Source organism: Paenibacillus sp. FSL E2-0178 (assembly GCF_038593005.1).
GTDB classification, from domain to species: Bacteria; Bacillota; Bacilli; order Paenibacillales; family Paenibacillaceae; genus Paenibacillus_AQ; species Paenibacillus_AQ phytohabitans.
Genome location: NZ_CP151953.1, coordinates 5,790,547 through 5,816,099, shown reverse-complemented (window position 1 = coordinate 5,816,099; position 25,553 = coordinate 5,790,547). Strand labels below are relative to the sequence as shown.

At 52.4% G+C, this 25,553-nt stretch carries 23 protein-coding genes; 10 read left to right on the top strand and 13 right to left on the bottom strand.

What is annotated here, in order from left to right:
* Positions 1 to 13 precede the first annotated feature (13 nt).
* The 4 genes from MHI42_RS25480 (at position 14) to MHI42_RS25465 (ending at position 5,027) form a co-directional block, all read left to right on the top strand.
* On the top strand, positions 14 to 700 hold the full coding sequence (locus tag MHI42_RS25480; protein ID WP_342421016.1) for a response regulator transcription factor: 687 nt from the start codon (positions 14 to 16) through the stop codon (positions 698 to 700).
* Positions 697 to 1,731, top strand: a complete 1,035-nt coding sequence (locus MHI42_RS25475) for a HAMP domain-containing sensor histidine kinase (RefSeq protein ID WP_342421015.1) — start codon at positions 697 to 699, stop codon at positions 1,729 to 1,731. Before MHI42_RS25480 ends, MHI42_RS25475 begins: the two co-directional genes overlap by 4 nt.
* 96 nt (positions 1,732 to 1,827) lie before the next feature.
* On the top strand, positions 1,828 to 2,526 hold the full coding sequence (locus tag MHI42_RS25470) for an ABC transporter ATP-binding protein (RefSeq protein ID WP_342421014.1): 699 nt from the start codon (positions 1,828 to 1,830) through the stop codon (positions 2,524 to 2,526).
* A complete protein-coding gene (locus tag MHI42_RS25465) occupies positions 2,523 to 5,027 on the top strand; it encodes an FtsX-like permease family protein (protein ID WP_342421013.1) in 2,505 nt (834 codons plus the stop codon). Before MHI42_RS25470 ends, MHI42_RS25465 begins: the two co-directional genes overlap by 4 nt.
* Before the next feature lie 50 nt (positions 5,028 to 5,077).
* Here the strand turns inward: MHI42_RS25465 and MHI42_RS25460 are convergent, their stop codons facing one another.
* The 4 genes from MHI42_RS25460 to MHI42_RS25445 form a co-directional block, all read right to left on the bottom strand.
* Complete coding sequence (locus MHI42_RS25460; protein ID WP_342421012.1) at positions 5,078 to 5,947, bottom strand: helix-turn-helix transcriptional regulator; 870 nt, start codon at positions 5,945 to 5,947, stop codon at positions 5,078 to 5,080.
* 27 nt (positions 5,948 to 5,974) lie between these two features.
* Positions 5,975 to 6,946, bottom strand: coding sequence for an EamA family transporter (locus MHI42_RS25455; RefSeq protein ID WP_342421011.1), 972 nt, complete (start codon positions 6,944 to 6,946; stop codon positions 5,975 to 5,977).
* Between the two features lie 4 nt (positions 6,947 to 6,950).
* Positions 6,951 to 7,403 carry an Lrp/AsnC family transcriptional regulator gene (locus MHI42_RS25450; RefSeq protein ID WP_076247727.1) on the bottom strand — a complete coding sequence of 151 codons (453 nt, stop codon included), beginning with the start codon at positions 7,401 to 7,403 and terminating at the stop codon, positions 6,951 to 6,953.
* A gap of 782 nt (positions 7,404 to 8,185) precedes the next feature.
* Complete coding sequence (locus tag MHI42_RS25445) at positions 8,186 to 8,749, bottom strand: transcriptional regulator (protein WP_042139941.1); 564 nt, start codon at positions 8,747 to 8,749, stop codon at positions 8,186 to 8,188.
* Positions 8,750 to 8,973: 224 nt separating this feature from the next.
* Between MHI42_RS25445 and MHI42_RS25440 the strand changes: the two genes are divergently transcribed.
* From MHI42_RS25440 to MHI42_RS25415, 6 genes are all read left to right on the top strand, one after another.
* On the top strand, positions 8,974 to 9,924 hold the full coding sequence (locus MHI42_RS25440; protein WP_342421010.1) for a sugar ABC transporter permease: 951 nt from the start codon (positions 8,974 to 8,976) through the stop codon (positions 9,922 to 9,924).
* Positions 9,925 to 9,972: 48 nt separating this feature from the next.
* Complete coding sequence (locus MHI42_RS25435) at positions 9,973 to 10,809, top strand: carbohydrate ABC transporter permease (protein WP_039307391.1); 837 nt, start codon at positions 9,973 to 9,975, stop codon at positions 10,807 to 10,809.
* 34 nt (positions 10,810 to 10,843) lie between these two features.
* Entirely contained in the window at positions 10,844 to 12,190 is a 1,347-nt protein-coding gene (locus tag MHI42_RS25430; protein WP_342424803.1) for an ABC transporter substrate-binding protein, read from the top strand.
* Positions 12,191 to 12,251: 61 nt separating this feature from the next.
* Complete coding sequence (locus MHI42_RS25425; RefSeq protein ID WP_342421009.1) at positions 12,252 to 13,151, top strand: HAD family hydrolase; 900 nt, start codon at positions 12,252 to 12,254, stop codon at positions 13,149 to 13,151.
* The gene (locus MHI42_RS25420) at positions 13,148 to 13,489 is read left to right on the top strand and encodes a multidrug efflux SMR transporter (protein ID WP_042139944.1); all 342 of its coding nucleotides are present in this window, start codon (positions 13,148 to 13,150) and stop codon (positions 13,487 to 13,489) included. The genes MHI42_RS25425 and MHI42_RS25420 overlap by 4 nt, the downstream gene beginning before the upstream one ends.
* Positions 13,490 to 13,529: 40 nt before the next feature.
* Entirely contained in the window at positions 13,530 to 14,480 is a 951-nt protein-coding gene (locus MHI42_RS25415; protein WP_342421008.1) for a metallophosphoesterase, read from the top strand.
* Between the two features lie 117 nt (positions 14,481 to 14,597).
* Here the strand turns inward: MHI42_RS25415 and MHI42_RS25410 are convergent, their stop codons facing one another.
* The 9 genes from MHI42_RS25410 to MHI42_RS25370 form a co-directional block, all read right to left on the bottom strand.
* The gene (locus tag MHI42_RS25410) at positions 14,598 to 15,422 is read right to left on the bottom strand and encodes a MetQ/NlpA family ABC transporter substrate-binding protein (RefSeq protein ID WP_342424802.1); all 825 of its coding nucleotides are present in this window, start codon (positions 15,420 to 15,422) and stop codon (positions 14,598 to 14,600) included.
* Positions 15,423 to 15,509: 87 nt separating this feature from the next.
* The gene (locus MHI42_RS25405) at positions 15,510 to 16,172 is read right to left on the bottom strand and encodes a methionine ABC transporter permease (protein WP_039307317.1); all 663 of its coding nucleotides are present in this window, start codon (positions 16,170 to 16,172) and stop codon (positions 15,510 to 15,512) included.
* Positions 16,165 to 16,926, bottom strand: a complete 762-nt coding sequence (locus tag MHI42_RS25400) for an ATP-binding cassette domain-containing protein (protein WP_342424801.1) — start codon at positions 16,924 to 16,926, stop codon at positions 16,165 to 16,167. Before MHI42_RS25400 ends, MHI42_RS25405 begins: the two co-directional genes overlap by 8 nt.
* Before the next feature lie 288 nt (positions 16,927 to 17,214).
* Positions 17,215 to 18,228, bottom strand: coding sequence for an endo-1,4-beta-xylanase (locus MHI42_RS25395; protein ID WP_342421007.1), 1,014 nt, complete (start codon positions 18,226 to 18,228; stop codon positions 17,215 to 17,217).
* Positions 18,229 to 18,290: 62 nt separating this feature from the next.
* Entirely contained in the window at positions 18,291 to 19,250 is a 960-nt protein-coding gene (locus tag MHI42_RS25390; protein WP_081970570.1) for a carbohydrate ABC transporter permease, read from the bottom strand.
* A gap of 2 nt (positions 19,251 to 19,252) precedes the next feature.
* Entirely contained in the window at positions 19,253 to 20,230 is a 978-nt protein-coding gene (locus MHI42_RS25385; protein ID WP_039307312.1) for an ABC transporter permease subunit, read from the bottom strand.
* 89 nt (positions 20,231 to 20,319) lie between these two features.
* Positions 20,320 to 22,011, bottom strand: a complete 1,692-nt coding sequence (locus MHI42_RS25380) for a sugar ABC transporter substrate-binding protein (protein ID WP_076247735.1) — start codon at positions 22,009 to 22,011, stop codon at positions 20,320 to 20,322.
* 114 nt (positions 22,012 to 22,125) lie between these two features.
* On the bottom strand, positions 22,126 to 23,670 hold the full coding sequence (locus MHI42_RS25375) for a response regulator (RefSeq protein WP_342421006.1): 1,545 nt from the start codon (positions 23,668 to 23,670) through the stop codon (positions 22,126 to 22,128).
* A gap of 3 nt (positions 23,671 to 23,673) precedes the next feature.
* Positions 23,674 to 25,497, bottom strand: a complete 1,824-nt coding sequence (locus MHI42_RS25370) for a histidine kinase (RefSeq protein WP_342421005.1) — start codon at positions 25,495 to 25,497, stop codon at positions 23,674 to 23,676.
* Between the last annotated feature and the right edge of the window lie 56 nt (positions 25,498 to 25,553).

The window sequence follows — 25,553 nt, the reverse complement described above, 5'->3', positions numbered from 1 at the left end:
AGGAGTTACGCCCATGAAGACACTGTTGATCGTTGAAGACGACAGAAGCCTGAACAAGGGGATCGCCCTGTCCTTGGCTCAAAATGACTTAATTATAGAGCAAGCCTATTCTGTGGCGATGGCTGATCAGATTATATCCTCAACCCAGATAGATCTCATTCTGCTGGATGTGAATCTTCCGGACGGAAGCGGACTCGATTACTGCGAGAGAATCCGCCGAACCTCACAAGTGCCGATTATATTTCTGACAGCCAACGACATGGAGCCGGATATTGTTACCGGCTTTGCGCTGGGAGCTGATGACTATATTACGAAGCCATTCAGTCTGATGGTTCTGCGGGCCCGGGTAATGGCCGTCCTGAGAAGGAGCGATGCGCCTGCCAGTGACAGGATCATTATCGGACCGCTGGAATTTGATTTTGGCAAAATGGAATATTTCAAGAACAGGCGCCCCCTGCTGCTGAGCAAGTCCGAACAGAAACTGCTGCGCATACTGGTAGTGAACAGAGGCAACATTCTGACCCGAGAGCAGCTGATCGACAAAACGTGGAGCCAGGAGGCTGTCTTCGTGGATGAGAACGCATTGACTGTAGCGATCAAAAGATTGCGGGCCAAAATCGAAGCTGAACCCTCCGCTCCCCAATATATTAAGACCGTTTATGGTTTAGGGTATACATGGTCAGAAGGGCCGACTCTATGAAGGGACAAGAACGACTGCCGCATACCCGGCTGATAAATCTGGGGTTTGCTGCGGCTTTTATAATTCTGGTACTGGCTTATGTGACTTCTATTATATTACTGGATACCACTGGCTCATCCCTCCTCGGACTCTCCCTTCTGTTTATAATCTGCATGCTGATCCTTGGAGGCGCCTGGTCCTGGTCGCTCAGGCATCAGCTCACTTCTTTTATGGGAAAGGTAGAGACACTGGTAGACAACGCTACTCTCGGGCGTGAGCCAAACTATAATTATGAAGAAACCCTTCTCTCCTCCATAGAACATAAATTAATGCGGTACATAGAGATTGCCAGAGTGAACGGACAGAATCTGGAGACGGAAAAGAACAAAATTAAAGAGCTGATCTCCGATATCTCCCATCAGACCAAAACACCGTTATCCAATATTATGATTTACAGCCAGCTGCTTGAGGAAAATCTGGTGCATGATGAGCATGCGCTCCCGCTTGTTCTCCAAGTTAAAAAGCAGTCGGAAAAGCTCGACTGGCTGATCCAATCCCTGGTCAAGCTGTCCCGACTGGAGACAGGCATGATTTCTTTGCACATGGTGTCTTCTCCTGTGATCCGCGCCGTTTCCGAGGCAGTCTCGCAGATTTTCATCCAGGCAGAGAGCAGCTGTATCACTATCAGTATAAGCTGTGAAGCCCACATCACCGCGCACCATGACTCCAAGTGGACAACCGAGGTGTTATTCAATCTGCTGGAGAACGCCGTGAAATATACAGAAGCGGGAGGGAGCATCCATATCACCGCTGAAGCGAATGAGATGTTTGTACGCCTGGATATCGCAGATACCGGCCGGGGAATCTCCCAGGAAGAGCTGCCCCAAATCTTCAAGCGGTTCTACCGGGGAAATAATGTGCGCGATATAGATGGCGTGGGAATAGGACTATTCCTGGCGCGGGAGATTATCACTGCACAAGGCGGACATATGAAGGCTGCATCTGTGCCCGGGCAAGGAACTGTGTTCTCGATCTTCCTGCCGCTATGCTGAATATGTCCATTCCGTCAGATTTCAGACACTCTCCTGTTAGATTTGTCTGATACCTTGAAGATGTGAATAAGAACATACGCACAGGAGGAATATAACATGCCTATTCTGCGAATAGAGAATCTCAAGAAATATTATGGAAAAGGAGCGCAGACGGTCAAGGCTCTGGATAACGTATCTATGAATGTCGAGAAAGGGGAGTTCGTGGCCATCGTCGGCACGAGCGGCAGCGGAAAAAGTACACTGCTGCATATGCTCGGGGGTCTGGACCGGGCCACAGAAGGCAAGGTGTATGTCAACGGGCATGATATTTTTCAGATGAGTGATGAGAAGTTAACCATTTTCAGGCGCCGCTCTGTCGGATTCGTCTTCCAGAGCTATAATCTGGTGCCGATCCTGAATGTGCTGGCAAATATCGTCCTGCCCATTGAGCTTGACGGAGGCCAGATCGACCAGGAGTATCTGAACCTGATTATCACGAGTCTGGGACTGCAGGAGAAGACCCGCAATCTGCCTGCTGCACTCTCTGGCGGCCAGCAGCAGCGCGTGGCCATCGCAAGAGCGCTTGCGACCAAACCTTCCATTATCCTTGCTGATGAACCCACCGGCAATCTGGACAGCAAGACCAGCCAGGAGGTGCTTATCCTGCTGAAACAGCTCAGTGTCAAATTCGACCAGACTATTGTTATGATTACGCATAACGAAGCCATCGCCCAGATGGCGGACCGGATCATCCGCATTGAGGACGGCAGGATCGCCTCAGGATTAACGCAGGCACCCGGGGAGAGCCGGTTATGATCGCTACGAACAACCGGAAGACCGTGTTCAACCTGGCGATGGCCAGCCTGCGGGCCAACCGGTTGCGAAATTTGGCGGCCATCTGCGCTATTGTGCTGACTACACTGCTTATTACTTCCATTTTCACTATGGCTCTGAGTATCAACCAGTCTATGCAATATGCACAAATGAAAACAGCCGGAAGTGACTTCCACGGAGGCTTTAAATACCTTACTCCGGAAGAAGCCGCTACGCTGCGGAAGCATCCTTCAATTAAACTATATGACTACTCGCTTAGTTCCGGCAGATTGGGGAATACAGAATTTAAGCATGATCCCGTTGAGGTGCTTCAGATTGATCAGGTCTATGCCGATCACAGCTTCATCGTGTTCACAGAGGGAGGATTGCCTGCTGGAGAGAATGAGGTTGCCCTGAACACCTGGATTCTGGACAAGCTGGGGGTGCAGCCGGAGCTCGGCAAGGAGATCACGCTGCAGATAGATATTGGTGAGCGGATGATCAGCCAGAAGTTCACTCTGTCAGGCTATTATGAAGCGGACAAGGAGCTTGCGATGGCGGGACTGGCCTTTGTCTCGAAAGCTTTTACCGATAAAAACCTCTCAGACATCGATCCCGTACAATCAAGAGACAGCGGCTCCTACGTTAATACCTCAAATCTGAGTGTCATGTTCAGCAATTCATTTCATATTGAGAGCAAGCTCAACAAGGTCCTGGCAGACACGGGAATTACGGCTCCTATCGGAATCAATTGGGCTTATTCCAGTGTATCTTTGGCGGAAAATGCAGTGAATATCATTCCATACGCCGCAGTTATCTTCATCATTATGCTTAGCGGCTACCTGCTTATTTATAATATTTTTTATATTTCGGTGGTCCGTGATGTGAAGTTCTACGGCCTGCTGAAAATGATTGGCACCACCCCGAGACAACTGCGGAGAATCATCGCTATTCAAGCCAGGCTGCTATACCTCATTGCCCTGCCGTTCGGCCTTGGCTTCGGCTATCTAATCGGCAGATGGGTTACACCTCTGACCACTTCGCTATCGGGGGAGTTTAAAGGAAGTTCGCTTTCGTCCAGTCCATGGATTTTTGCAGGCGCAGCCCTCTTCTCCTTCCTGACCGTGTGGATCGCAGCGCATAAGCCGGGACGGCTGGCAGCGGACATCGCTCCCGTGGAAGCTGTTAAATTCTCAGGCGTTCAGAATGGCGGAGTGAAAACTCTCAGGTCCTCAAACCACGGGGCCAAGCTGCACCGGATGGCGTTCTCCAATCTGTTCCGGAGTCAAAAGAAGCTGAGCCTGATGTTATCTTCGCTCTTCTTAAGCATTCTGCTGTTTAATACGATATTCACCGTGATCTCCTCCATGGACGTCAATAAGTACCTCAGCGCCTACATTCATGGGGATTATATGATACACAACAAGGGCATTATCCAGCAGCAGGGGGAACGCTCAGTCAATGAAACAGAGCTGTCCGAGGAACTGTGCAGGCAGCTGAGTCATATAGACGGGGTGAACAGTATCGATAAAGTCTATTATAGCCTGCTCACCGTTCCTCCGGATGATATCATCAGCGCTTCACTGAAGTCGTCAGCCAATCCCCAGGACATCCCTGCCCGTGTCCACGCTCAGCTCTTCGGACTGGATTCAGACTGGTACGATCTCGCAGAACAGGATGTGCTCGAAGGGGAATTCAACCGGGAGCAATTTGATTCCGGGGACTTCATACTGGTGACCCAGACTCTTACAGAGCCAGGCGCCTATGCAAGCTACTATCATCCCGGAGATACGATTAGCTACCCCGGATTGAAGCAGAGCTACGAAGTGATGGCCGTGCTGAAATATGACGCTTTCTTTGCGGCAACCACCCAAACGTATTTCGGCAACGGCTACAATGCCTTCCTGCCTGCAGCCAAGCTCCGCCAAGCCACTTTGGAGAGCGGGACTCCAGCAGACATCCTCTCGCTTACCCTGTATGCAGATCCCGCCAAGCTTGATGAAACGGGGCAATTACTCAGGGAGGCTATCCGCCCGCTGGATGCTCTGCAGCTGAAATCCAGAGAAGATTACAGGGAGGAGTTAAGCGATAATATCCGTATTTTTGAGATTATCGGCTATGGCCTCAGTCTCGTAATCGCCCTCATAGGTCTGATCAATTACATTAATTCTGTCCTTACCGGGGTGATCGCCCGCAGGCATGAATTTGCCGTGCTGGAGAGCATCGGGATGACTAAGAAGCAGCTCAAACGGATGCTTGTTTACGAAGGATTGTATACTGTACTGCTCACCGCTCTGCTTACCTCTTCTATAGGCGTGCTGCTGACTTACTGGATCGCCAGGAATATTGCCGCGGGCATGGCCTATATGGAATTCCGCATGATGTGGCTGCCGTTCATTCTGGTCATCCCGGTACTGGCTGTTTTGTCTTATCTCATCACAATAAGTGCCTACAGACCGCTCGCCCGCAGCCCGATCGTCGAGAGGCTGCGTGAAATGGAATAAAGGCATGCTAAACAGCCGGATACTCTAACGAGTACCGGCTGTTTCGGCAGTTATTTGGCGAAGGCCCGCGACACCCAATCGCCCAGAATATCCTCACAGAGGAATGGAGCCAGCGGCAGGAGTGCTGCCGCACCTTCTTTATTGAAGATACGCTCAGCTAGTCCGTTCAGCGCCTCTTCACTGAGGAACGGAGCCAAGGGAAGCAGCGCTCCCGAGCCTTCCTGCTCAAAGACTGCCTCTGCCAGCTCATCCAATAGCTCTTCTTCGAGGAACGGAGCCAGCGGGGGGAGCGCTCCCGGACCTTCTTTGGCAAAAGCGAGCTTGGCGCATTCCTCCAGCCCCTCCTCACTTACAAACGGGGCAAGCGCCACAAGTGCATGTTTTCCTCCTGCGGCATAAGCTTGTTTGGCAAGCTCGTCCAGCCCCTCCTCACTCATAAACGGGGCCAGCTTCAGCAGCGGCTGAATCCCCTCCCGCTCAAACACCTCCACGGCGCATTTATCCAGCGTCTCTTCGCTTAAGAATGGCGCCAGTGCCAACAGATCGTCTACTGCCGCCCCCACCTTCACATGCTCAAACGCTTCGCCGATCTGTTCATTTTGCAGCAGCGGCGCAAGGTCCGAAAGCTCTTGTGCCGTGCCTTCCCCCCGCCGGAAATAATCCCCCGTGGTCTGATCCAGTACACTTTCGATAATGCGGGAGTTTTGCCCCTGCTCTTCTCCGAGGATCTCGCCGATCCCTACGCCAAAGATTTCCGCCAGCTCCGGAAGCTTGGAGATATCCGGCATACTTGCACCTCTCTCCCAGTTGCTGACCGCCTGATAGCTGATTCCCAGCTTATCTGCGAGCCCCATTTGCGTAAGCCCGGCGGCTCCTCTCAATCTAACGATATTCCTGCCCACCTTCAACATGTCAAACATGCTTCCACCCCTTCGGCTAAGATGCTCTCAGTGTACCGACCGCTGCTGTTTTTGTATATCAAGCGTTGCTTGAGTTGCCGCCTTCTGGGGCTTGCCACGAAAAACAGTCACCAGAACGACCGCTGCAATAATGATCACGGCTGCAATCAGCGTATTCAAGGTAAGCTGTTCACCGACCAGCAGCCAGCCAAGCAGTACCGCCACCACCGGATTAACGAAGGCATAGGTTGAGACGAGAGACGCGTCAGCATTCTTGAGCAGCCAGATGTAGGCCGTGTAGCCGACGATGGAGCCGAAGACGACCAGATAACCGAGTGCCAAATATGAGCGCATAGAAATGCCGGAGACATCAAGCCGGGACCAGTCGCCGGTGAAATAGGAGAAAATTATCAACAGCGCCCCTCCCGTCAGCATCTGTGCTGCCGTTGACATCAGCGGGGAATCCGGCATTGCAGCATTGCGTGAATACATCGATCCGACTGCCCAGCTTATGGAAGCTATTAATAAGGTAATAATACCGATCAAATCGGTGGCAGTCCCCGTATCTCCCTTCCCCGGCTGGAAGACCAGCACGGCAATGCCCAGCAGCCCCAGTACAATGCCGGCGATGACACCGGTATTCGGACGTTTGCCGCCGCGGCCAAACCAGCCCATCAGCATCATCCAGACGGGAACGGCCGCAACGATCAGTGAAGCGATGGATGAAGATACTCTTTGCTCTGACCAGGCCACCACACCGTTGCCTCCAAGCAGCAGCAAGGCGCCGACAATCGCCGAAGACCGCCACTCGCGCCCGGCCGGACGCTTCGCTCCGCTTAATCTGGCAATCATATAGAGCACAGCACCGGCTGCAAAAAACCGCACTCCAGCCATCAGAAAAGGCGGCATCGTCTCAATCGCAATCTTCATGCCGACATAGGTGCCTCCCCAAAACAAATAAACGCACAATAGCGCAATACCAACCACGTACACCGGATTCACTTTCTTCTTCTGCGGCATACCGCTACACCCCCTTCAATCCGTCCTCATATATAGTAGATAAAATAAAAGTGGTCGACGTTTCCTTAATGTCAGGAATACGGAGAATCTCGTCAAGCAGGAGCGTTAGCTCCTCAGGCGAGGTCACCCTCACCTTAAGCAACATGCACCACTCTCCCGCCAGCCGCTGGCATTCGATGATGCTCACACCCGGGATTTGGATGCGGATAATCTGTTCTGCCGCCTCCTTAAAGCCCTGGCTGACCACCTTCACGGAGATCATGACCTTAATCTTCTGGTCCAGCTTGCTCCAGTCCACAATTCCCCTATAGCCCTTGATTACTCCGCTTTTCTCCAGCTTGCCGACTCTCTGATGCACAGACGGCCGCGAGATATGCAGCAGCTTGCCGATCTCTTCATGGGACAGTCTTCCGTTCTCTTCCAGCAGCTTTAGAATTCTGATATCGAGTTCATCCACAACACCGCCTCCTGGGCAAAATTATAGCATGATTTATATGAATAATGACTAATCGTTAGTGTTCATCAGTAAAATCAAACGTTTCGTAAGATAAACGGGAAATAATATCGTTAATCGTTAGAATACCGGCTCAAATCTATCATGAGAATAACGAATCGTAGGTGCGTTTGATACGAAAAAACCCAAGTTTTGAGCCGCCAGCTGGAGAAGCTGGCTTAGGCCGCTGCTTGAGCAGGATGATGCCGGGGGATATTTGATATTTGCTGCGAAACTCCAGACTGGGGCGGAACGGAGAGAGAGTAAAATAACCAGCTGGCTGCATGAGTAAAGCAAACGAGTTTGAAAAGGCTGGGTTGTACTGAATTGGGCTGAATCGAACCCAGTTTCCAACCCCAAACCATAACTCAACCGGACTGAGAGGACCCTATTTTACGAAAAGGACTGCTTTGTCCGGGCAAACGGACTCAGTGCTCTATTTACTTCCGGGCACACCAAAACAAGGGTCTTTGAGACATTTAGCGGAATCTGAGTCCGCGTAGGCTAAATAACAGGGTATTTTCGCCAAATAGGGGATTGTCAGTCCGGTTCCCGCAGGATATCGGTCTCCCCCACAGTTGTGTTCCCGTGTCACAGAGGAACTGGAGACGCAGACTTTCATTGCTCCGTCCGCAGCGACAGAGCACAGCAGCTACTTCTGTCCAGCGTCGGCGGCTACGCATTCCCCGAACTCAGCAGCTACTTCTATCCAGCGTCGGCGGCTACGCATTCCCCGAGCTCAGCAGCTATTCCCTGCCCGGCAAGCCGCCGCCGAACACCGTTCCTTCCGCAAGCCCCGACACGAACTGCTGCAGCCAGACATAATATTCAGCGGCATGCTTCAGCTTGTCCAGATCCTTGAGGCAGGCCTGCCGTTCTTCCTCCGGCGTGTCCTCCGCATCGATTAGCGCCTGCAGTTCAGGCACCGCCGTCCCCATCGCCTCCTGCATCACATCAATCTCCCGCTGAAGCTTCAGCGTGAAAAAGTTCCGGAAGGCCTGGAAGAAATCCGTCTCCGCAGCATACAGCTCCTTCCGCTCACGCTTCTCCTCCAGCTTCGTAACCATCCGGGAGGCGATCAGGGAGCGGACACCGTAGCTCATATTGCTTTTGCTCATATTCATGACCTGCTTCATTTCCTCCAGCGTCATCGGCTTGTCCTCAAAGAACATAATTCCGTACAGCTGCCCGAAGGAATAATTCGCTCCATACAAATCCATCGTCTGCGCTATCGCATCAATCATCGGGCCGAGCAGCTGCTCCCGTGGTGAACGATGCGGGTTGTCCTCGCCAAATGCGGCCTGCTTCATCAGGGTAGCACCTCATTTTCGCATAGAATTGTTCTCTCTACATTACACAAAACTGAAGCTTTGCGGCAGACTTACTACAAATTTTACACAAATTCCGAAGTATGTTTACTCCCGCTTGACCACAAGCCTCGTCCATGAGTGTACAATTTTTTTTGAACAGAGGAGTTGTCCTCTGCATTATACCGCACAAAACAATGTAGATGGAATGGGGTATTGGGACGAAAATGACACGTTCAAAGCTTATTAGCGGCCTTAAGCCCGTGCTGTTCACGCTGCCGGCAATGGTCCCGTTCGCCCTGTTCTGGCTGGCACCGCTGCTGTATGTACTGTATCTCAGCTTCACGGAATGGGATTTCATGAGCCCGGAGAAGACCTTTGTCGGCCTGCAGAATTATATCGACCTGCTCAGCAATCCGGCTTTTTACCAAGCCTTAAGAGTAACTGTGCTCTTCTGTGCGGGCAGTGTGCTGCCGATCATCCTGCTGGGACTGGGCCTTGCCCTCCTGATGAACCATAAAACAACCCCACGAAGTGGAGCTTTAGCTTCGAGGTTTACTCAGGTACTTCGCGGGGGCCCCACGTTCAACTTAAAGGGCTCTGCCCTGTATCAGGTGCTGCTGTTCTCGCCTTGGGTCACACCAACCGTTGCCGTATCCATCGTCTGGTCCTGGATATATGAGCCTGACGTCGGTCTCGCCAATACAGTGCTCGGCTTCTTCGGCCTTGAGCCGATCGGGTGGCTGCAAGACCCCAAGTGGGCGCTGATTGGCGTGCTGCTCGTAACGATCTGGAAATCAGTAGGCTGGGCGATGATCTTCTATCTCGTGGCGCTGCGGAATGTGCCTTCAGACCTGCTGGAAGCCGGGGAGCTTGACGGGGCAAGTCCGGTGCAGAAGTTCCTCCGCATCACGCTCCCGCTGATCTCGCCGACCACACTGTTTCTGTTCGTGGTACAGCTCATCTCGGCGCTTCAGGCCTACGATCAGATTAATGTGCTGACGCAGGGCGGCCCGTCCGGCTCTACCCGCACCTTGCTGTATCTGTATTATCAGTCCGCCTTCGAATCGTTCCAGATCGGAGAGGCTTCCACTGTAGCTGTCGTTCTGGTCTTCCTCTGCATGCTGCTGTCGGTGTTCTCTTTCAGCATCAGCAAGCGGACCACCCATTATCAATAGCAGTTATCTGTTCTTATCTTTCGTACAAGGAGGTCTCACCGCTTGCGTATGCTCACACGGCTCAGCGGACCGGCCCGCCAGATTTTTTTCGCCGCGCTTGCTCTGCTGATGGCCTTTCCGTTCTACTGGATGGTTACCAGCGCACTCAAAACCAATGATGAAATCTGGCGCTCCCCGCCTACGCTCTGGCCTGAGGTACCGCTCTGGGGGAATTTCGCCGCAGCCTGGAACGAGGCCCCCTTCGCCCGATATATGGGCAACAGCATCTTCGTGGCTGTCTCCATCGTCATCCTGCAGACGATCAATTCCGGGATGATGGCGTATGCGCTGACGCATATGAAGTTCCGCCTGAAGGGTGTTTTTGCCGGAGTCATTCTGTTCGGTTACATGGTTCCGGCTACAGCCGTCTATCTGCCCGGATATCTGGTATTGTCCGAGCTGCATCTGCTGAACTCCTATGCCGGCCTGATTCTCTCTAATTGTGTAAGTATCTTCTCCATCTTCCTGATCAGACAAGCCTTCCTGCAGGTGTCGCATGAGCTGGTGGAGGCGGGTGAAGTGGACGGCGCTTCGCATATGCGGATTCTCTGGACGGTGCTGGTGCCGGTTACGCGGTCATCCTTCGCCGTACTGGCGCTGATTACCTTCATTGATCAGTACAACAATTATTTCTGGCCGATGCTGATTACCAAGGACCCCAGCCTGCAGCTGGTATCAGCCGGTCTGCGCAGCTTCTTCGTGGAAGGAGGTGCGTACGGACTGAAATGGCCGCTCATCATGGCCGCCAGCGCCTTCACGATTGCCCCGCTGCTGCTTGTCTTCCTGCTGGCGCAGAAAACGATTATGCAAAGTGTCAACATGACCGCAGGCTCCAGTAAAGGCTGAAATCTAATATTTCCAAACAAAGAGGAGAATGATGATGAACGTATTCAAAAGGTTGTCTGCAGTATCCATGATCGCCGGACTTTCCGTACTCACTGCCTGTGGCGGTAATTCTACTTCGGGCAATGTTACGGCAGCGGACGGTGCCGCCACAGTGCCTGCCGCTAATGCTGCTCCGGCTGGAGGCGCACCGGTAACTATTGAATTCTGGTATGGACTCGGTGGCAAGCTCGGTGAAAATATGGAATCGCTCATTCAGAAATTCAATGCCTCCCAGCAGGAGGTCATCGTCAAGGGCATTGTGCAGGCAGATTATACAGAAACCGAACAGAAGCTTCAGGCAGCTATCGCTACCGGGCAGGTTCCGGCAGCCGTGCTCTCCTCCAATATAGACTGGGCCCGCAAAGGCTACTTCGCAGCGATGGATGAACTGATTGCCGGGCAGCCGGATTTCAATCAGGCGGATTTCGTCCAGACCTTCCTGAGCCAGGGCCAGGTTGACGGCAAGCAGTACTTCCTCCCGATGTATGGAACGACACAGGTGATGTACTACCGTAAGGATGCTTTTGAGAAAGCCGGCATTGATGCCAGCCAGATTAAGACCTGGGAAGACCTCGCTGCAGCTGCCAAGAAAATGACAGTCACAGAAGGCGGCAAAACCAGCTTCTACGGCTGGGAGCCGATGTGGGGCTCCGGCAATATGATTGACGCTGTACTCAGTAAAGGCGGCAACATTCTCAGTGAGGATGGCAAAACAGTTACGATCGACTCTCCTGAATGGATCGAGACCTGGGACTTCTTCCGCCAGTCGATTCATGAATACAAGACCATGCGTATTCACTCCGGCGGACAAGGCTGGGAGTACTGGTACAAGACGATTGACGATGTAATGAAAGGCCAGGCGGCCGGATACACCGGCTCCAGCGGCGACCAGGGCGATCTCGACTTCAGCATCGTCTCCGCGATGGAGCAGCCGGGCTGGGCCGGAGTCGGCGAAGGCAAGCCTGTAGCCCAGGCGATTATGGCCGGTATTCCTGCCAAGGCCGGAGATGCTGAGCAGCAGGCCGCTATGAAATGGCTGACCTACTTCACGAACTCCGAGAATACCGCCTTCTGGTCCATTAACACCGGATATATTTCCGTACGCCAGTCTGCACTCGAAGATCCGGCATTCGTCACATTCAGTGAGACTAATCCGCAGATCAAAATCCCGTTACAGCAGGCCTCCCACGCCTCCGCTCCCTTCCAGGACCCTACCGGCGGTAAAATCAACGATGCCCTGACAATCGCTGCGGACAAGGTGCAGATTGAGAATATTCCGGCAGCCGAAGCCCTTAAGGAAGCGCAGCAAACCGCCCAGGCGGCGCTGGATAAACTGAAATAACCGGCAATTAATGATCTAAATATTTCATGAAATGAACGATTAGACACAGGAGGACAGCTGCATGCCTACGCTCATTACCCCGCACGGGGAGCATTCCATATCCGCCATCCTGTTCGACAAGGATGGCACCCTCCTGGAGTTCGTCTCACTCTGGGGCAGCTGGGGCGAGTGTTTCCTCGCACAGTTCACCCGGCAGCTCCAGCAGCGCGGCCTTGAATTTCCGGCGCAGCACCTGGCTTCGCTGCTCGGGACCGTTCACGATGCAAACGGCAGAATTATTGATTATGACCGCAACGGCCCCCTGGCCATGGGCACCATGAATGATCTCTATGCCATTCTGTCCTGGCAGGGCTATCTGCTTGGCTTATCCTGGGCGGAGTCGATGGAACTGACTGACCGCTGCCGGCAAGAAGCAGATGCGTTAATGGAACAGAGCAAGCCTGTCCGGCCCCTCCCCGGCCTGCTGCATTTCCTTGACGAGTGCGCAGCCGAAGGAATTCCGCTGGCCGTAGTCACTGCTGATGAAACCGCAGCGGCGGAGAATCACCTCCGCTGGCTCGGCATCCGCGGGTATTTCAGCGCCGTGATCGGCACGGATCAGGTGGAACGCGGCAAGCCCTTCCCCGACATGGCGCTGCTGGCCTGCGAACGTCTGGGGATACAGCCGGCCGAAGCTGCCGTGATCGGCGACACGAACGGCGATATGCGGATGGCCAAGGCTGCCGGGATGGCGGTGGCCATCGGGATTGCAAGCAATGCGGCAGCCGAGGGGGCACCTGCTGCAGCTACGGCCAGAGCAGGTGCAACCAGCAGCCCGGCCGGCGCGAATACAGCGGCAACAGACCTGGCTGCGGACAGTAGCCGTGCGGCAGATACACGGCCTGCACGCAGTCTTTTACCGGATGCAGATTGTCTGGTGCAGTCTTATGCGGAGCTTGGTATAGGAAGGATCGCACGATGAGGGCCGAGGGGGCCTTAGCCTGGGTGTTTCTCGCAATGGCGATTGTGTTCGAGCTCTCCGGCACCCTCTCCATGAAACTATCCCACGGCTTCACCCGGCCCTGGCCCTCCGTGCTGATGTTCCTGTTCTACGGGATCAGCTTCACCTCGCTCAATGTTGCCCTTACCTCCATCAAAGTTGGAGTTGCTTATGCGGTATGGTCGGGGGCAGGCATCATCCTGATCTCCGTGGCGGGCGCGCTTTTTTTTGAAGAACGGCTGACCTTGTCCTCACTCTTGTGGGTGACCGTAATCGTAGCCGGAATAGTGGGATTGAACATTAGTGCCAAAGGGCATTAGCAGATTATTCATACATCATCAAAGGAGGCTCACCCTGCGAATGAACACAAGCGGACATGGCGGACAACCGCCGCTGTTAACCTTCCAGATTATTACCGACACCCACGTCACGGCCGATCCGGCACATGAATACAATCTGAATTTCGAACGGGCACTGCAGGATTTGGCCGGACATGCGCAGGGCAGCAGCGGAATTATGCATATCGGGGATATCACGGATCATGGCTTCGCAGAGGAATATGCGGAGGTCCACCGTATTCTTCAGCTGCATCAGGCATCGCTGCCGGAGATCCGCTTCACCTTGGGCAATCATGATGTGGGCCTCGGCCACTGGGAATCCCGCCTGGCAATGTACACCTCCCGTATGGGTATGCCTGGTCCCTATCATGACCATTGGACCGACGGGTATCATTTCATCTTCCTTGGAACTGAGGAGGGTCTGCCCACGTTCTGCAATCTGTCGGATGAGCAGCTCCGCTGGCTGGACCGGAAGCTTGGCGAAGGCGTACCGGACAGCCGGCAGCCTGACGGGCAGATGGAGCTGGAGCTCGGTGCAGCCGCGCCACCGAATCAGCCGGTCTTCCTCTTCCTGCACCAGCCGCTGAAGGACACGGTGGCCGGTTCTCTGGAGTCGCAGGAGTGGTATGGCGTTACTCAAGACAAAGAGCTGCGCTCCATCCTGGCGAAGTATCCCCAGACTCTGCTCTTCACCGGGCATACCCACTGGGAGCTTGAGGTCGATAATACGATGTACCCCGGCAACGGGGAGACAGCTACCATGTTCAACGCAGCTTCTGTCGCCTACCTCTGGACGAATGCGGATGAGCACAAGACGGGCAGCCAAGGCTTCTATGTGGAAGTCTACACTGATAAGGTGCTTGTGCGGGGACGCGATTTCACTACGGGAACCTGGATTGAAGCGGCTGAATACGAGGTTGTTAACACCGTTAATGTACCTGGGCAATCTTCTGAAAAAGTCCATATTAAATAAACAAGCTTCATTATAAAAGCTGCAATAAAAACAGCCTTCTCCGTCAATAAGGAGAAGGCTGCTGTGCGTAAAGGCTGCAAAACCGTACATCCGTTTGCGGATGCAGTCTATTTTCAATCAAAAAGCAGGCAACGCGATATCCGCGTAATTATCCTCAAGGAACTTCTTCACTTCCGGGCCGCTGATCGCCTTAGCCAGCTTCTGGATCGCCTCGGAATCCTTGTTGTCCTCACGGGCAACGAGCGTGATCGTAAATGCGGAATCCTCACCTTCGGTGATCAGCGCATCCTTCTTGGGGGTCAGGCCGAGCGGGCTGGCATACGCCGGAGTCATTGCCACCAGATCCGCATCATCCAGCATCCGGGCCAGCATCAGCAGATCGACCTCCTCGAACTTAAAGTTCTTGGTATTGGCGGTAATGTCCGCCTGGGTCGCCTGGATGCCTACCCCTTCCTTCAGGGTAATCAATCCGGCATCGGCGAACATTTGCAGGGAGCGTCCGATATTCGAAGGATCATTCGCCATTACGAGGGTTGCTCCATCAGGCAGTTCATCAATGCTCTTATAGCGTTTGGAGTAACCGCCATAGATGGCATCATATACTGGCTGAACAGCTACCAGGCTTGAACCTTTGCTGGCATTGAACTGCTCCATGTACGGCACATGCTGGAAGAAGTTCGCGTCCACCTCTTTGTTCGCCAGCGCTTCGTTCGGCTGCACGTTATCGGACAGCACCACAACCTCCATATCCACGCCTTCTTCTTTCAGAATCGGCTTCACGATATCAAGAATATCCGTCATCGGCGGAATCAGCGAGGCTACCTTGATCTTCACAGGTTCAGTGCTGGTGGCAGCCGGTGTCTCTTCCGCTTCCTTGTTGTTTCCGCAGCCCGCAAGTGCGAGTACCAATACGAGCAGTGTTAATCCGAAGGCAGCTTTCATTCTTGTTCCGGTTCTCTTAACCGTTCCGTTTCCTGTTGTCATCGTCTTCTTCATTGTTATCTCCAGCCCCCATTGTTATATAGTTACTCAGCGTTTATCCAGCAGTCTTGCCAGCGTACTTCCTGTGAACTGAATCAATTGCACCAGCACAATCATGACGAGAATGGCGTAGATCATCACTTCTGTCTCGAAGCGCTGATATCCGTAGCGGATCGCGAAATCGCCAACCCCGCCGCCGCCGACCACCCCCATTACTGTTGAAAAAGAAATGAAGCTGATCGTAGAAGCTGTCAATCCCAGCACCAGTCCGGAACGGGCCTCCACATACAGAAACTTAAAGATCACTCCCAGCCTGGATGCCCCCATGGATAACGCCGCTTCTATCGTTCCTCTGGGAACCTCCAGCAGAGACTGCTCCACCAGCCGTGAATAATAGGCAATAGCGACGATAGACAGCGGCACCGTTGCCGCCAGCGTGCCAATCGCCGTTCCCACCACTAGACGGGTGAACGGAATCAGAGCCACTACCAGCAGCAGGAACGGAAACGAACGCACCACATTTACAATGCTGTTCAGTATGAGAGACAGGCTTCTGTTCTCATACAATTGGCCTTTGCGGCAAAAATACAGCAGTGTCCCCAGCGGAAGCCCCAGCAGCAGCGCAGCCCCCACGGAGATTCCGACCATCACAAAGGTCTCTCCGATCGACTGCCACATCTGATCCTGATACTTCAGCATGCTCTCAAACATAGGGTTCCCCCGTTCTTCCCGTAATTCTCTCCCGGTAGGAGCCCGAATGGCTCCCCGGCGGAAGAAAGCCGGCCTCATCCCGGGAAAAGAAATCAACCATCCGCCCGCTCTCCATTACAGATACCTCTGAGCAGATGCTCCGGACGACATCCAACTCATGGGTAACTATAACGACAGTAACACCGAGCGAATCATTAATGTGGCGGAGCACACCCAGGATATCCGCCGTGGTGCCCGGATCAAGCGCGGAGGTCGGCTCATCGCACAGCAGCAGCTTCGGGTTGTTCGCCAGCGCCCGGGCAATCGCTACCCGCTGGCGCTGGCCGCCGCTGAGCTGTGCCGGATAGTGATTAGCTTTGTCCGCAAGCCCGACAAACTGCAGACATTCCAGCGTCCGCTTCATCCGCCCGGCACGCGGCACTCCGGCAAGCTCCAGCGGAATCGCCACATTGCGGCTGACGGTGGCATTGCCGACAAGATTGAACTGCTGAAAGATCATGCCGATTCTTTGCCGCTGCTGCCGCAGCTCCTTGTCCGGCAGCTCAGTAAGCAGCTTGCCGTCTACAGTAACCGTTCCCATATCAGGCCGCTCCAGCAGATTGATCAGCCGCAGGAGTGTAGATTTGCCGGCACCGCTTGCCCCGATAATGCCGTGAATAGCACCCGTCTTCACTTCAAGCGATACATTGTCCACAGCAGTATATGGGCCGTCCTTCAGAGCGAAGCTTTTGCTAACCTGACTCAGTGATAGAATATGAAGCCCTCCTCAATAGACTGCCTGGACTACAGCGCTCCACCTTCGGCTGTATTGTACTATAATTATTTAAAATCTGTTTCATTAAAAATCTCTTTAAATAATAAGGCATTTCTTCCGCTGTGTCATCATTTTTCTCAAAATGATTTATAAGCGCTCCGGAAGGGATACCCATTATAAGGATGCCCCCGGGCCGTTTGGGATTATTCTTGTATATACGCAAAAAAGGATGCGGCCCTAATAGGACCCCATCCTTTTTTGCTATTTCACAAGAAAAATCTCCTCCGCTCAGCGGTTCCCCGGTACAATCCGGTTATACGCAGGCTTCGGCTGATGCTTCTCATCGAACAGAAACGGCCAGTTCTTCCGCCCCCGGACCGGAAAATCATCCAGCCAGGTATAATCATCGGCTGCGCCCCAGAAGGTGACAGAGGAGATGACCTCGCGGTATTCCTTCAGCAGCCGGAACACAGCTTCATACCGCTCCGCCTGCAGCTCAAGCAGTTCCGCAGGAGGAACCTTAAGATCCGTTCGCCTGTCATCGAAGCGGAACAGCGACAGATCAAGCTCCGTAAGCTGCAGCTGAAGACCGAGCGAAGCATATTTCTCAATCGCTTCCCTGATTTCATCCAGGCCGGGATCATACAGATTCCAGTGGGCCTGCAAGCCGACGCCGTGCACCGGCACCTCCCGGTCAATCAGGGATTTCATGAGCGTGTAAATTTTGTCCCGCTTCTGCGGGTCGGATTCATTATAGTCATTGTAGAAGAGCAGCGCCTGCGGGTCCGCTGCATGCGCGTACCGGAACGCTTCGGCAATGAAGTCCGGTCCTGCGATCTCCAGCCATTTGGAGGGGCGCAGCAGCTCACTGCCTTCATCGGCAATAGCTTCATTGACCACATCCCAGGCGTAGATATCTCCCCGGTAACGCCCGACCACGGTCTCAATATGACTCTTGAGCCGGGCCAGCAGTGTATTCTTGTCTACAATGCCGTGCGTTTTGTCCTCAAACAGCCAATCGGTTGTCTGATTATGCCATACGAGGGTATGCCCGCGCATCGCCATGCCATGCTTCCGGGCAAAGGCAACCAGCGTATCCGCCGCCCCGAAACGATAGATCTCCTCTGCCGGATGCAGACTCTCAAACTTCATCTCATTCTCGGCAGTAATGCTGTTGAAATGATAAGCCAGCAGCTTTTCCTGTGAACTGGCCGTCCGCGGATTGACCGCTGCGCCGATCTTGAAATCATCAGCGAACACCAGCTTCAGTGCAGGCTCCTTGAAGTCCAGGCTTTCTCTCACGGCTAACAACACTCCTTATTCACATTAGTCGGATCAGGCAAAGCAAGCGCCGTTCCGGCCGCCTATTCCTTCACACTTCCGACATTCAAGCCCACTACAAAGTACTTCTGCATAAACGGATACACCAGCAGGATAGGCACAGAGGCCACGACTGTGATAGCTGCCCGTATAGAGAGCGGTGTCACCATCGCTCTTGCCGAATTCTGATCCATCCCCACCCCATTCTGTACGGTTGGGTTGCCGTTGGAATTCATCGTTGAGGATAGCAGCTTCATCAGCTCATATTGCAGCGTACTGAGATTCTGTCTGGATGAGGTATAGATAAAGGCATCGAACCAGGAGTTCCACGCGCCGACAGCCACAAACAGTGCGATGGTAGCCAGCACCGGCTTGCAGAGCGGAAACACCACCCGCATGAATATTCTGAAATCCCCGGCGCCGTCGATCTTCGCCGATTCCAGGAGGCTCTCCGGAATGGTTCCGATATAGGTACGGATGACGATCATATTGAATGCGCTGATCATGGACGGGAAAATATACACCCAGAAGCTGTTTAACAGATGCAGATCCTTGATCAGGAAATAGTTCGGGATCAGACCGGCGCTGAAATACATCGTAAGCACAAAGATAACAGTAATCGGCTGGCGGAATACATATTCCCTGCGGCTTAAGGTGTATGCAAGCATGGTGGTCAGAAAAATGTTAAGTATCGTAGAAATCACTGTACGGGCTACTGAAACCAGGAAAGCGTCAAAAATAGTTCCCGTGGCAAAAATCGCCCTGTAATTCTGAAAAGTCCATTCTCTCGGCCATAAGTAAATACCGCCGCGGATCGTATCGTTCCCTTCATTAAACGAAACAGCAATCGTGTTGATGAATGGATATAATGTCACAACCACCAGACAGACCATAAAGAGCGTGTTGAAGGAAGTGAACAGAATCGGCTCAAGCCTTCCGGTGCCTAGGCTCCTTTTCACCGTATAGCCTGCTTTTGGCCCAGGGCTAATTTGTCGGTTATCCATCATTATAACAACCTCTCTTCCCCAAGCCGCTTGGAAATCCCATTAGCCATAAGCAGCAAGGTTACACTGACAACTGTTTTGAAAATCCCGCCCGCAGTGGCGAGTGAATAATTCCCTTGGGCAAGCCCGTATTTAAGCACAAAGATATCTATCGTCTCCGCCCAGTCCACTACCAGCCCGTTGCCGAGCAGATACTGCACTTCAAAGCCTGCTTCCAGGACATGTCCTATGGACATAATCATCAGAATTACAATCGTTGCTTTGATACCCGGCAGGGTTACAAACATCATCTTCTTGTAACGGTTAGCACCGTCAATTTCGGCAGCTTCATAAAGGGCCGGGTCAATGGAGGCAATGGCTGCCAGATAAATAATGGTATTCCAGCCCACTTCCTTCCACACATGCGAAGCCCCTACGATTCCCCAGAAGTACTTTCCCTCACTGAGCCATAGAATTGGCTCTTTAATCAGATGCAGCTTCATCAGAACGATATTTACAATCCCGTCGTTAATGGAGAGCGAGGTGGCCACAATGCCGGTAACGATAATCCAGGACAGGAAGTGGGGCAGATAAGAGATTGTCTGCACGGTCCTTTTCCAGAAGACCTTCTTGATTTCATTCAGCAGCAGCGCAAGCACGATGGCTGTAACAAAACCGAGAATCAGATTGATAAGCCCCATCGCCAGCGTGTTGCGCAGTACACGAATGAAGTTATCATCTGTAAACAGAAACCTGAATTGCTTGAGTCCCACCCATTCCTGTTCACCGAAGGACTTCGCCGGCTTGTAATTCTGAAAGGCCATGGTCCAGCCCCAAACGGGAACATAGGCAAAAAGAATAATGTAGAGCATCAAAGGCACAGACATCCAAATAAGCTGATTCTGGTTTTTGATCAAGCGCCAGGTAATCGGCTGTTTTTTCTTCTTTCGGTTCTTCTTCGGATGCCGGACGACAGTATCTATTTCTAGGGTCTCATCCATATTCGTTATCTCCTACTCCATGAAATTAATTTAGCAAGTGGAAGGCCCTAATCGGCCCTCCACCTTCTGATCCCGGAACCAGCGTTCCGTTATTTACTCCAGTTCTCAATTCTCCACTTAATCTGCTCATTGATCTTGTCTTCATATGCCTTCACATTAGCCTTTTCGATCTGTCCGGTATAATCGGTCCATACGGAATCGAAGTCTGCCGGGTCGGCAAGGATGGCTTTAGGCAGGAACTTGGTCTGCAGTTCATTCAGTTTGGTACTGGCTATTTTGGCATCCGATCCTTCAATTAAGTCGATGGACCAGGCAGGATAATAGACCGGGTTGGCAGGTGGTTCACTGAAGAAGTCTACGTAGGAGTCAAAGCCATAGGCATCAAGCACTTCCTTGTCAAAAGGCTTCAGACCCGCTTTGTATTCTTCAGGCTGTGCAGCAGCATCCGTTGAGTTGCCGTCACTGAAGCTTCCTTCGGTTTTGGGCAGGTAATCAAACATCGCTTTGGCTTTGTTGGCCAGCTGCCAGGTGGCATCGGCTGCATTGTCACGCTGCTCCTGGGTTCTCATAAATCTGCCGTTCTCCACGATATAATCTTCGCCTTCCACACCCCAGGAGAACGTTTTCTGCCAGTCTTCCTGGATCAGAGTGTCGAGCAGCTTGATGATCTGTACGGCATTTTTGGCATTGATGCTGATACCGAAGCCGTTGTTAAGGTTAAGAACGGCAAGATCGCGGTAGTAGTCTTTGGTCGACTCGTCGTATACGAGCGGAAGACCGACATAGGTGCGTTCAATTTTACCTTGGGTAGTCAGAGAATCCTCAGCAGCGTTGAAATTCCAGTGCTGGTCGAACATCCCCAGAACGGTTCCGCTGGACAGCTTTGCCATATACTGGTCATAATTCTGTACAAAGGTCTCTTTATCAATCAGACCCTTCTGGTTGATTTCATTCAGCTTCTGGTAGTATTGCTTCGCATAATCTTTATTTGCAAACACTTCAGCTACGCCGTCATTGACAACCACACCGCCATCATTTGGATGGCCGATCAGATGCTGCGGCGCATTGAACAGACCCCAGTTTTTCCAGTCATAGTTCAGGATTTCGAACCCGATCGTCGGGCTTCCGTCGATTTTAGGATATTTCGCCTTATACTGCTCAATCAGGTCAAAGTATTGGTCCAGTGTCTTCACCTGCGGATAATTGAATTCCTTGAGGACTGCTTTTTGAATCCAGAAGGCAGGTCCCGAATACCAGGAGCTGTTGACCTTACCATTGTACACACCGTAGTTAGGCAGGATATAAATATGGCCGTCGTTCGGGTCCTTCATCATGTTCCAGTATTCGGCATAATGCGCTTTCAAATTTGGCGCATGCTCTTCAATCAGGTCTTCCAGCGGAATATAAGCCCCTGCTGCTGTAAGCTTGGTATTCCCGGTCATGAGATCCGGGTAATCCTGGCCGGCAATCATAACGCCCAGCTTCTGGTTAATGTCACCTGCCAGGAATTCCATATCGAAGCTGGCTCCGGTTTCTTCCTTGATCTTCTTGTAAATTTTGTTGTCCGGTGTCGGCTGTTGTCCAGCTGCGCCAATGAATACGCTTACCTTAAAGGGTTCTATCTTTCCTTCTGTGTTAGCTGAAGCAGTTCCTGCCGCAGTTGTCTCTTCAGCTTTGCCCGCAGTATTGTTGTTGTTGCCCCCGCAGCCGGATAGCGTAAAGCTTAGGGATAACAGAACAATCAGGGAAAACTTGTACATCGCTTTCGACTTGCCCCCCATAAAGCACCTCCATAATGTGTTGGTCTTTAATTTGTAAGCACTTACATATATGAATTATAGAGGTGATCCGACTGCTAAAATACGACCGAATTAAAGGTATACCCCCATAAAAGTTTAGAACTTTGCATGGCGGTACTCATTCGGACCCATGTGCATCTCCTTCTCAAACCGTTTCAAAAACTGGCCGTAATTGACATAACCTACACGTTCAGCTATCTCCGAGAGCTTCAGCTTGCTGCCGCGCAGCAGAACCGCCGCCTCCTGAATCCGCAGCTGATGCAGCTGCTCATTGAAGGTCATGCCGTTCTTCTTAATCAGCAATTGCCCCAGATAGACGGGATGCAGGAAGAAGACCTCTGCCATCTTCTGAATGCTCAGACTCTCCTGAAAATGCGCACTGATATACTCGTTAATCTCCTGCACAATGCCATGCGACTTTTGATTCTGCTCACGCATCAGGAGATCAATTGCCATTTCACCGCATAATAATAAGCGGCTAAGCAGTTCATCCAGCGGGATCATGGCCTGCTGGATCTCCGCGATTCCAGACCCTGCCGCCCCCTGCTCCCCGCCTCCGTCCTCCGCCCCGGGCGCGAGCTCGGTGATCCGGTACATGAGATGAATCACAATTTTCCGAACCACCTCCGGTGCCACCTGCTGTGCACGGAAGCTGCGGTCCGCTTCCTCCAGCGCTCTGCGGTAACTGTCCGCATCGAGCAGATTAACAGAATCAAGCAGGGCATCCATCAGCCGGATATGGTCATAATGATAGCTGAAGGAATGGCCCTGTATCCCGTGGTAAGCCAGAATCCCGGCATACTCAGGATTATAGAAAAAATGCTGCAAAGCCTCTTTGGCACTGCGGTAACTCTCCGCAATCCCCGGCAGGGAGTCCTCAGGGGCTCCAATGGCCATATATATCTGTCCGCTGCCGTATTCCTGCCGGAGGATATTCAGCCCCTCTTCTATGGTGCCGCCTTCAGGTCTGTCTGCCGGCATACCGTATACAATCCCGAGTATGCCCGCCTCCAGATCCATCATCACCATGGCCGGATAGGCGGCCAGCAGGGCAGCCGCCCTTCCCCGCAGCTCTGCATACAGCTCCGGGACAGTCTGAATCAGACAAAGATTCCAGATGCCGACCCCCTGAAAGCCAGGCAGGCGATCCAGCAGCTCCTGAAGCTCCGGGTCTGCTTTTTTCCCGTACAGCAGTCCTCTGATCAAGGCCACCGCCTCTTCTTCAGAGGCAATCTCATGAATCATTCTGCGGTTCGCTTCCTGTTCCAGCTCCTGATGAATTTCCCGCAATTCCTCAGCAGCCTCCTCCGGAAAGACCGGCTTCAGCAGATAATGGCTGATTCCGTAGCTGATGGCCGTCCGGGCATATTCAAATTCACTGTAGCCGCTCAGAATCACGAACTTGGGTCTGCCGGCCTCCTGCTCTTGCCAGGCCTCTATCATCTCCAAACCATTCATGAGCGGCATGTTCACATCTGTAATCACCAGGTCCGGCTCCAGCAGCTTCATCAGCCGCAGCCCCTCCCGGCCGTTGCCGCAGGTTCCGCACAGCTCGAAGCCGAGTTCCTCCCAATCAATCCACAGCTGCATACCTTCAATGGCGCTCGGCTCATCATCAATTAATAATACTTTGTATTTCATTGGTTACACCTCGCCTTCCAAGGGATGATTCATCTCCAGCAGCCTGAGCGGAATGCCGAAGGTGACTAAGGTCCCCAGACCCGGTGTGCTGGATATCTCGAAGCGCACCTGATCGGCATAATATAGCTCCAGCCTGCGGTAGACGTTGCGGATTCCGATATTGGCCCCGGAGGAGTCCTCCTTGCGGATGGCAAACAGCAGCTCTTTAAGCTTATCCGGCTCTATGCCTTTGCCGTTATCCGATACGCTAATCTGCAGCCTGTTATCCAGCACTGCCGTGCTCACCCGGATAATGCCAAGCCCTTCAATCGTCTGCAATCCATGCTTGCAGGAGTTCTCGACCAGCGGCTGCATGCTCAGCTTCGGAATTTTATATTTCAGTGACTGCTCATCAATCTCAAAAACATAGTCGAATTTATCCCTGAACCTGAATTTCTCGATTTTGAGATACATCTCGATGAATGTGATCTCCTCCTGCACCGACACCAGGTCTTCCTTCCAGCTGAGCAGCCTGCGCAGCAGCTTCGACAGGCTTTTCACAATATCCGTTACATCGGAATACTTGTTCTTGGTGCAGACCACCAGAATCGCATTCAGCGTATTGAACAGAAAATGGGGGTTCATCTGGCTCTGCAGGAAGTTCAGCTCCGCCCTGACGCGCTCCATCTCCAGATTCTTGCTCTGGATCTCAAGCTTATACACATCGTTGATCAGCGAGTGGATTCTGGAGGTCATCCGGTTGAAATTGTGAATTAAGCCGCCAATCTCATCCCGCCCCTCATCGATGGTGATCAGCTCAAACTTCTCGTTAGACACCTTTTGCATATGACGGGACAGGCGTTTCACCCGGTAATTGTAAGAGCGCAGCATAATATAGATGAACCCGCTGGTCAGCAGCGTAAGCGTTGTTGCCAGCGCAGCCGCGTACAGACGTATATCCAGAATCGCCTGGGAAATCCGCTCACCCTGGGTGATTCCGGCAATTCTCCAGCCTTTGAGATAGTTGGCCGTACCCACAGCTACTATCCGAACATCCTCCTCCTGACCTTGACCGTTGCCCAGCTGATCGAATAAGGGATAGGGCTCTTTGGTGAGCCGCTGATAGCCGCTGTCCGCTGACATGACAATCTTGTTCTGCTCATTGATGAGGTAGAGGCTTAAGTAATCCTTCTCCCGGACAATAATGTCGTAGATCTCATTAAGATCCAGATCAATGCGCAGCACCTTCTCATACTTATTCAAATTTCTGTAATTATCCATCGTTTCTACCACACTTAGCGTAGGGATTGACGATGCCAGATTCTTGTTCTCACTTGTCCGGTAGGCGGTCACAAACACCTGGGTACTCGCATTCTTAGCCTGTCTATACCAGTCGCTGGCCCATACCTTGTCATTCATGACCTGGTAATTCCCGCCGGATACAATGGTGCGGTTGTCTGTGTAGATGCTGATCCGCTCCAGCTGGTTGTTGACAGGCATGTAGCTGTTCATCCGGTCCCTCAGCTGTTCGTCGAACATATTATAGAATTCTATGGAGTCCGTGTAGGTGCGGTCCAGCATCTCGTACAGATTCTTATCCGTAGACAATGCATATCCGACGGAGACCCCCCCTTCGATGAAATCAAGAATATCCTTGCGCGCCCGCTCCAGGGAAATCTCCAGGTTCTGCTGTTCTCTGGATTTGATAAGATCCGTAATCCGGTCCAGAAATACAAGATTAAGCACCATTATAGGCAGGAGTACGCCGACAATATAAATCAGATAGAACTTGTAATTGAGCGGGATATCGTTAACAATCGTCGTGAATTTGAATCTTTTTCTCCACATGCCTTATGCACCCGGCTTTCTTATCATTATAAAATTCATAAGATCTCGGGGTCCCC

Bases quoted from the DNA above. Each gene is read 5' to 3' on its own strand.
- MHI42_RS25385 (WP_039307312.1), bottom strand. From the start codon at position 20,230: ATGGATGAGACCCTAGAAATAGATACTGTCGTCCGGCATCCGAAGAAG.
- MHI42_RS25410 (WP_342424802.1), bottom strand. From the start codon at position 15,422: ATGAAAGCTGCCTTCGGATTAACACTGCTCGTATTGGTACTCGCACTT.
- MHI42_RS25445 (WP_042139941.1), bottom strand. From the start codon at position 8,749: ATGAAGCAGGCCGCATTTGGCGAGGACAACCCGCATCGTTCACCACGG.
- MHI42_RS25380 (WP_076247735.1), bottom strand. From the start codon at position 22,011: ATGGGGGGCAAGTCGAAAGCGATGTACAAGTTTTCCCTGATTGTTCTG.
- MHI42_RS25430 (WP_342424803.1), top strand. From the start codon at position 10,844: ATGAACGTATTCAAAAGGTTGTCTGCAGTATCCATGATCGCCGGACTT.
- MHI42_RS25465 (WP_342421013.1), top strand. From the start codon at position 2,523: ATGATCGCTACGAACAACCGGAAGACCGTGTTCAACCTGGCGATGGCC.
- MHI42_RS25475 (WP_342421015.1), top strand. From the start codon at position 697: ATGAAGGGACAAGAACGACTGCCGCATACCCGGCTGATAAATCTGGGG.
- MHI42_RS25370 (WP_342421005.1), bottom strand. From the start codon at position 25,497: ATGTGGAGAAAAAGATTCAAATTCACGACGATTGTTAACGATATCCCG.
- MHI42_RS25420 (WP_042139944.1), top strand. From the start codon at position 13,148: ATGAGGGCCGAGGGGGCCTTAGCCTGGGTGTTTCTCGCAATGGCGATT.
- MHI42_RS25435 (WP_039307391.1), top strand. From the start codon at position 9,973: ATGCTCACACGGCTCAGCGGACCGGCCCGCCAGATTTTTTTCGCCGCG.
- MHI42_RS25375 (WP_342421006.1), bottom strand. From the start codon at position 23,670: ATGAAATACAAAGTATTATTAATTGATGATGAGCCGAGCGCCATTGAA.
- MHI42_RS25455 (WP_342421011.1), bottom strand. From the start codon at position 6,946: ATGCCGCAGAAGAAGAAAGTGAATCCGGTGTACGTGGTTGGTATTGCG.
- MHI42_RS25405 (WP_039307317.1), bottom strand. From the start codon at position 16,172: ATGTTTGAGAGCATGCTGAAGTATCAGGATCAGATGTGGCAGTCGATC.
- MHI42_RS25440 (WP_342421010.1), top strand. From the start codon at position 8,974: ATGACACGTTCAAAGCTTATTAGCGGCCTTAAGCCCGTGCTGTTCACG.
- MHI42_RS25425 (WP_342421009.1), top strand. From the start codon at position 12,252: ATGCCTACGCTCATTACCCCGCACGGGGAGCATTCCATATCCGCCATC.
- MHI42_RS25470 (WP_342421014.1), top strand. From the start codon at position 1,828: ATGCCTATTCTGCGAATAGAGAATCTCAAGAAATATTATGGAAAAGGA.
- MHI42_RS25390 (WP_081970570.1), bottom strand. From the start codon at position 19,250: ATGGATAACCGACAAATTAGCCCTGGGCCAAAAGCAGGCTATACGGTG.
- MHI42_RS25415 (WP_342421008.1), top strand. From the start codon at position 13,530: ATGAACACAAGCGGACATGGCGGACAACCGCCGCTGTTAACCTTCCAG.
- MHI42_RS25460 (WP_342421012.1), bottom strand. From the start codon at position 5,947: ATGTTTGACATGTTGAAGGTGGGCAGGAATATCGTTAGATTGAGAGGA.
- MHI42_RS25480 (WP_342421016.1), top strand. From the start codon at position 14: ATGAAGACACTGTTGATCGTTGAAGACGACAGAAGCCTGAACAAGGGG.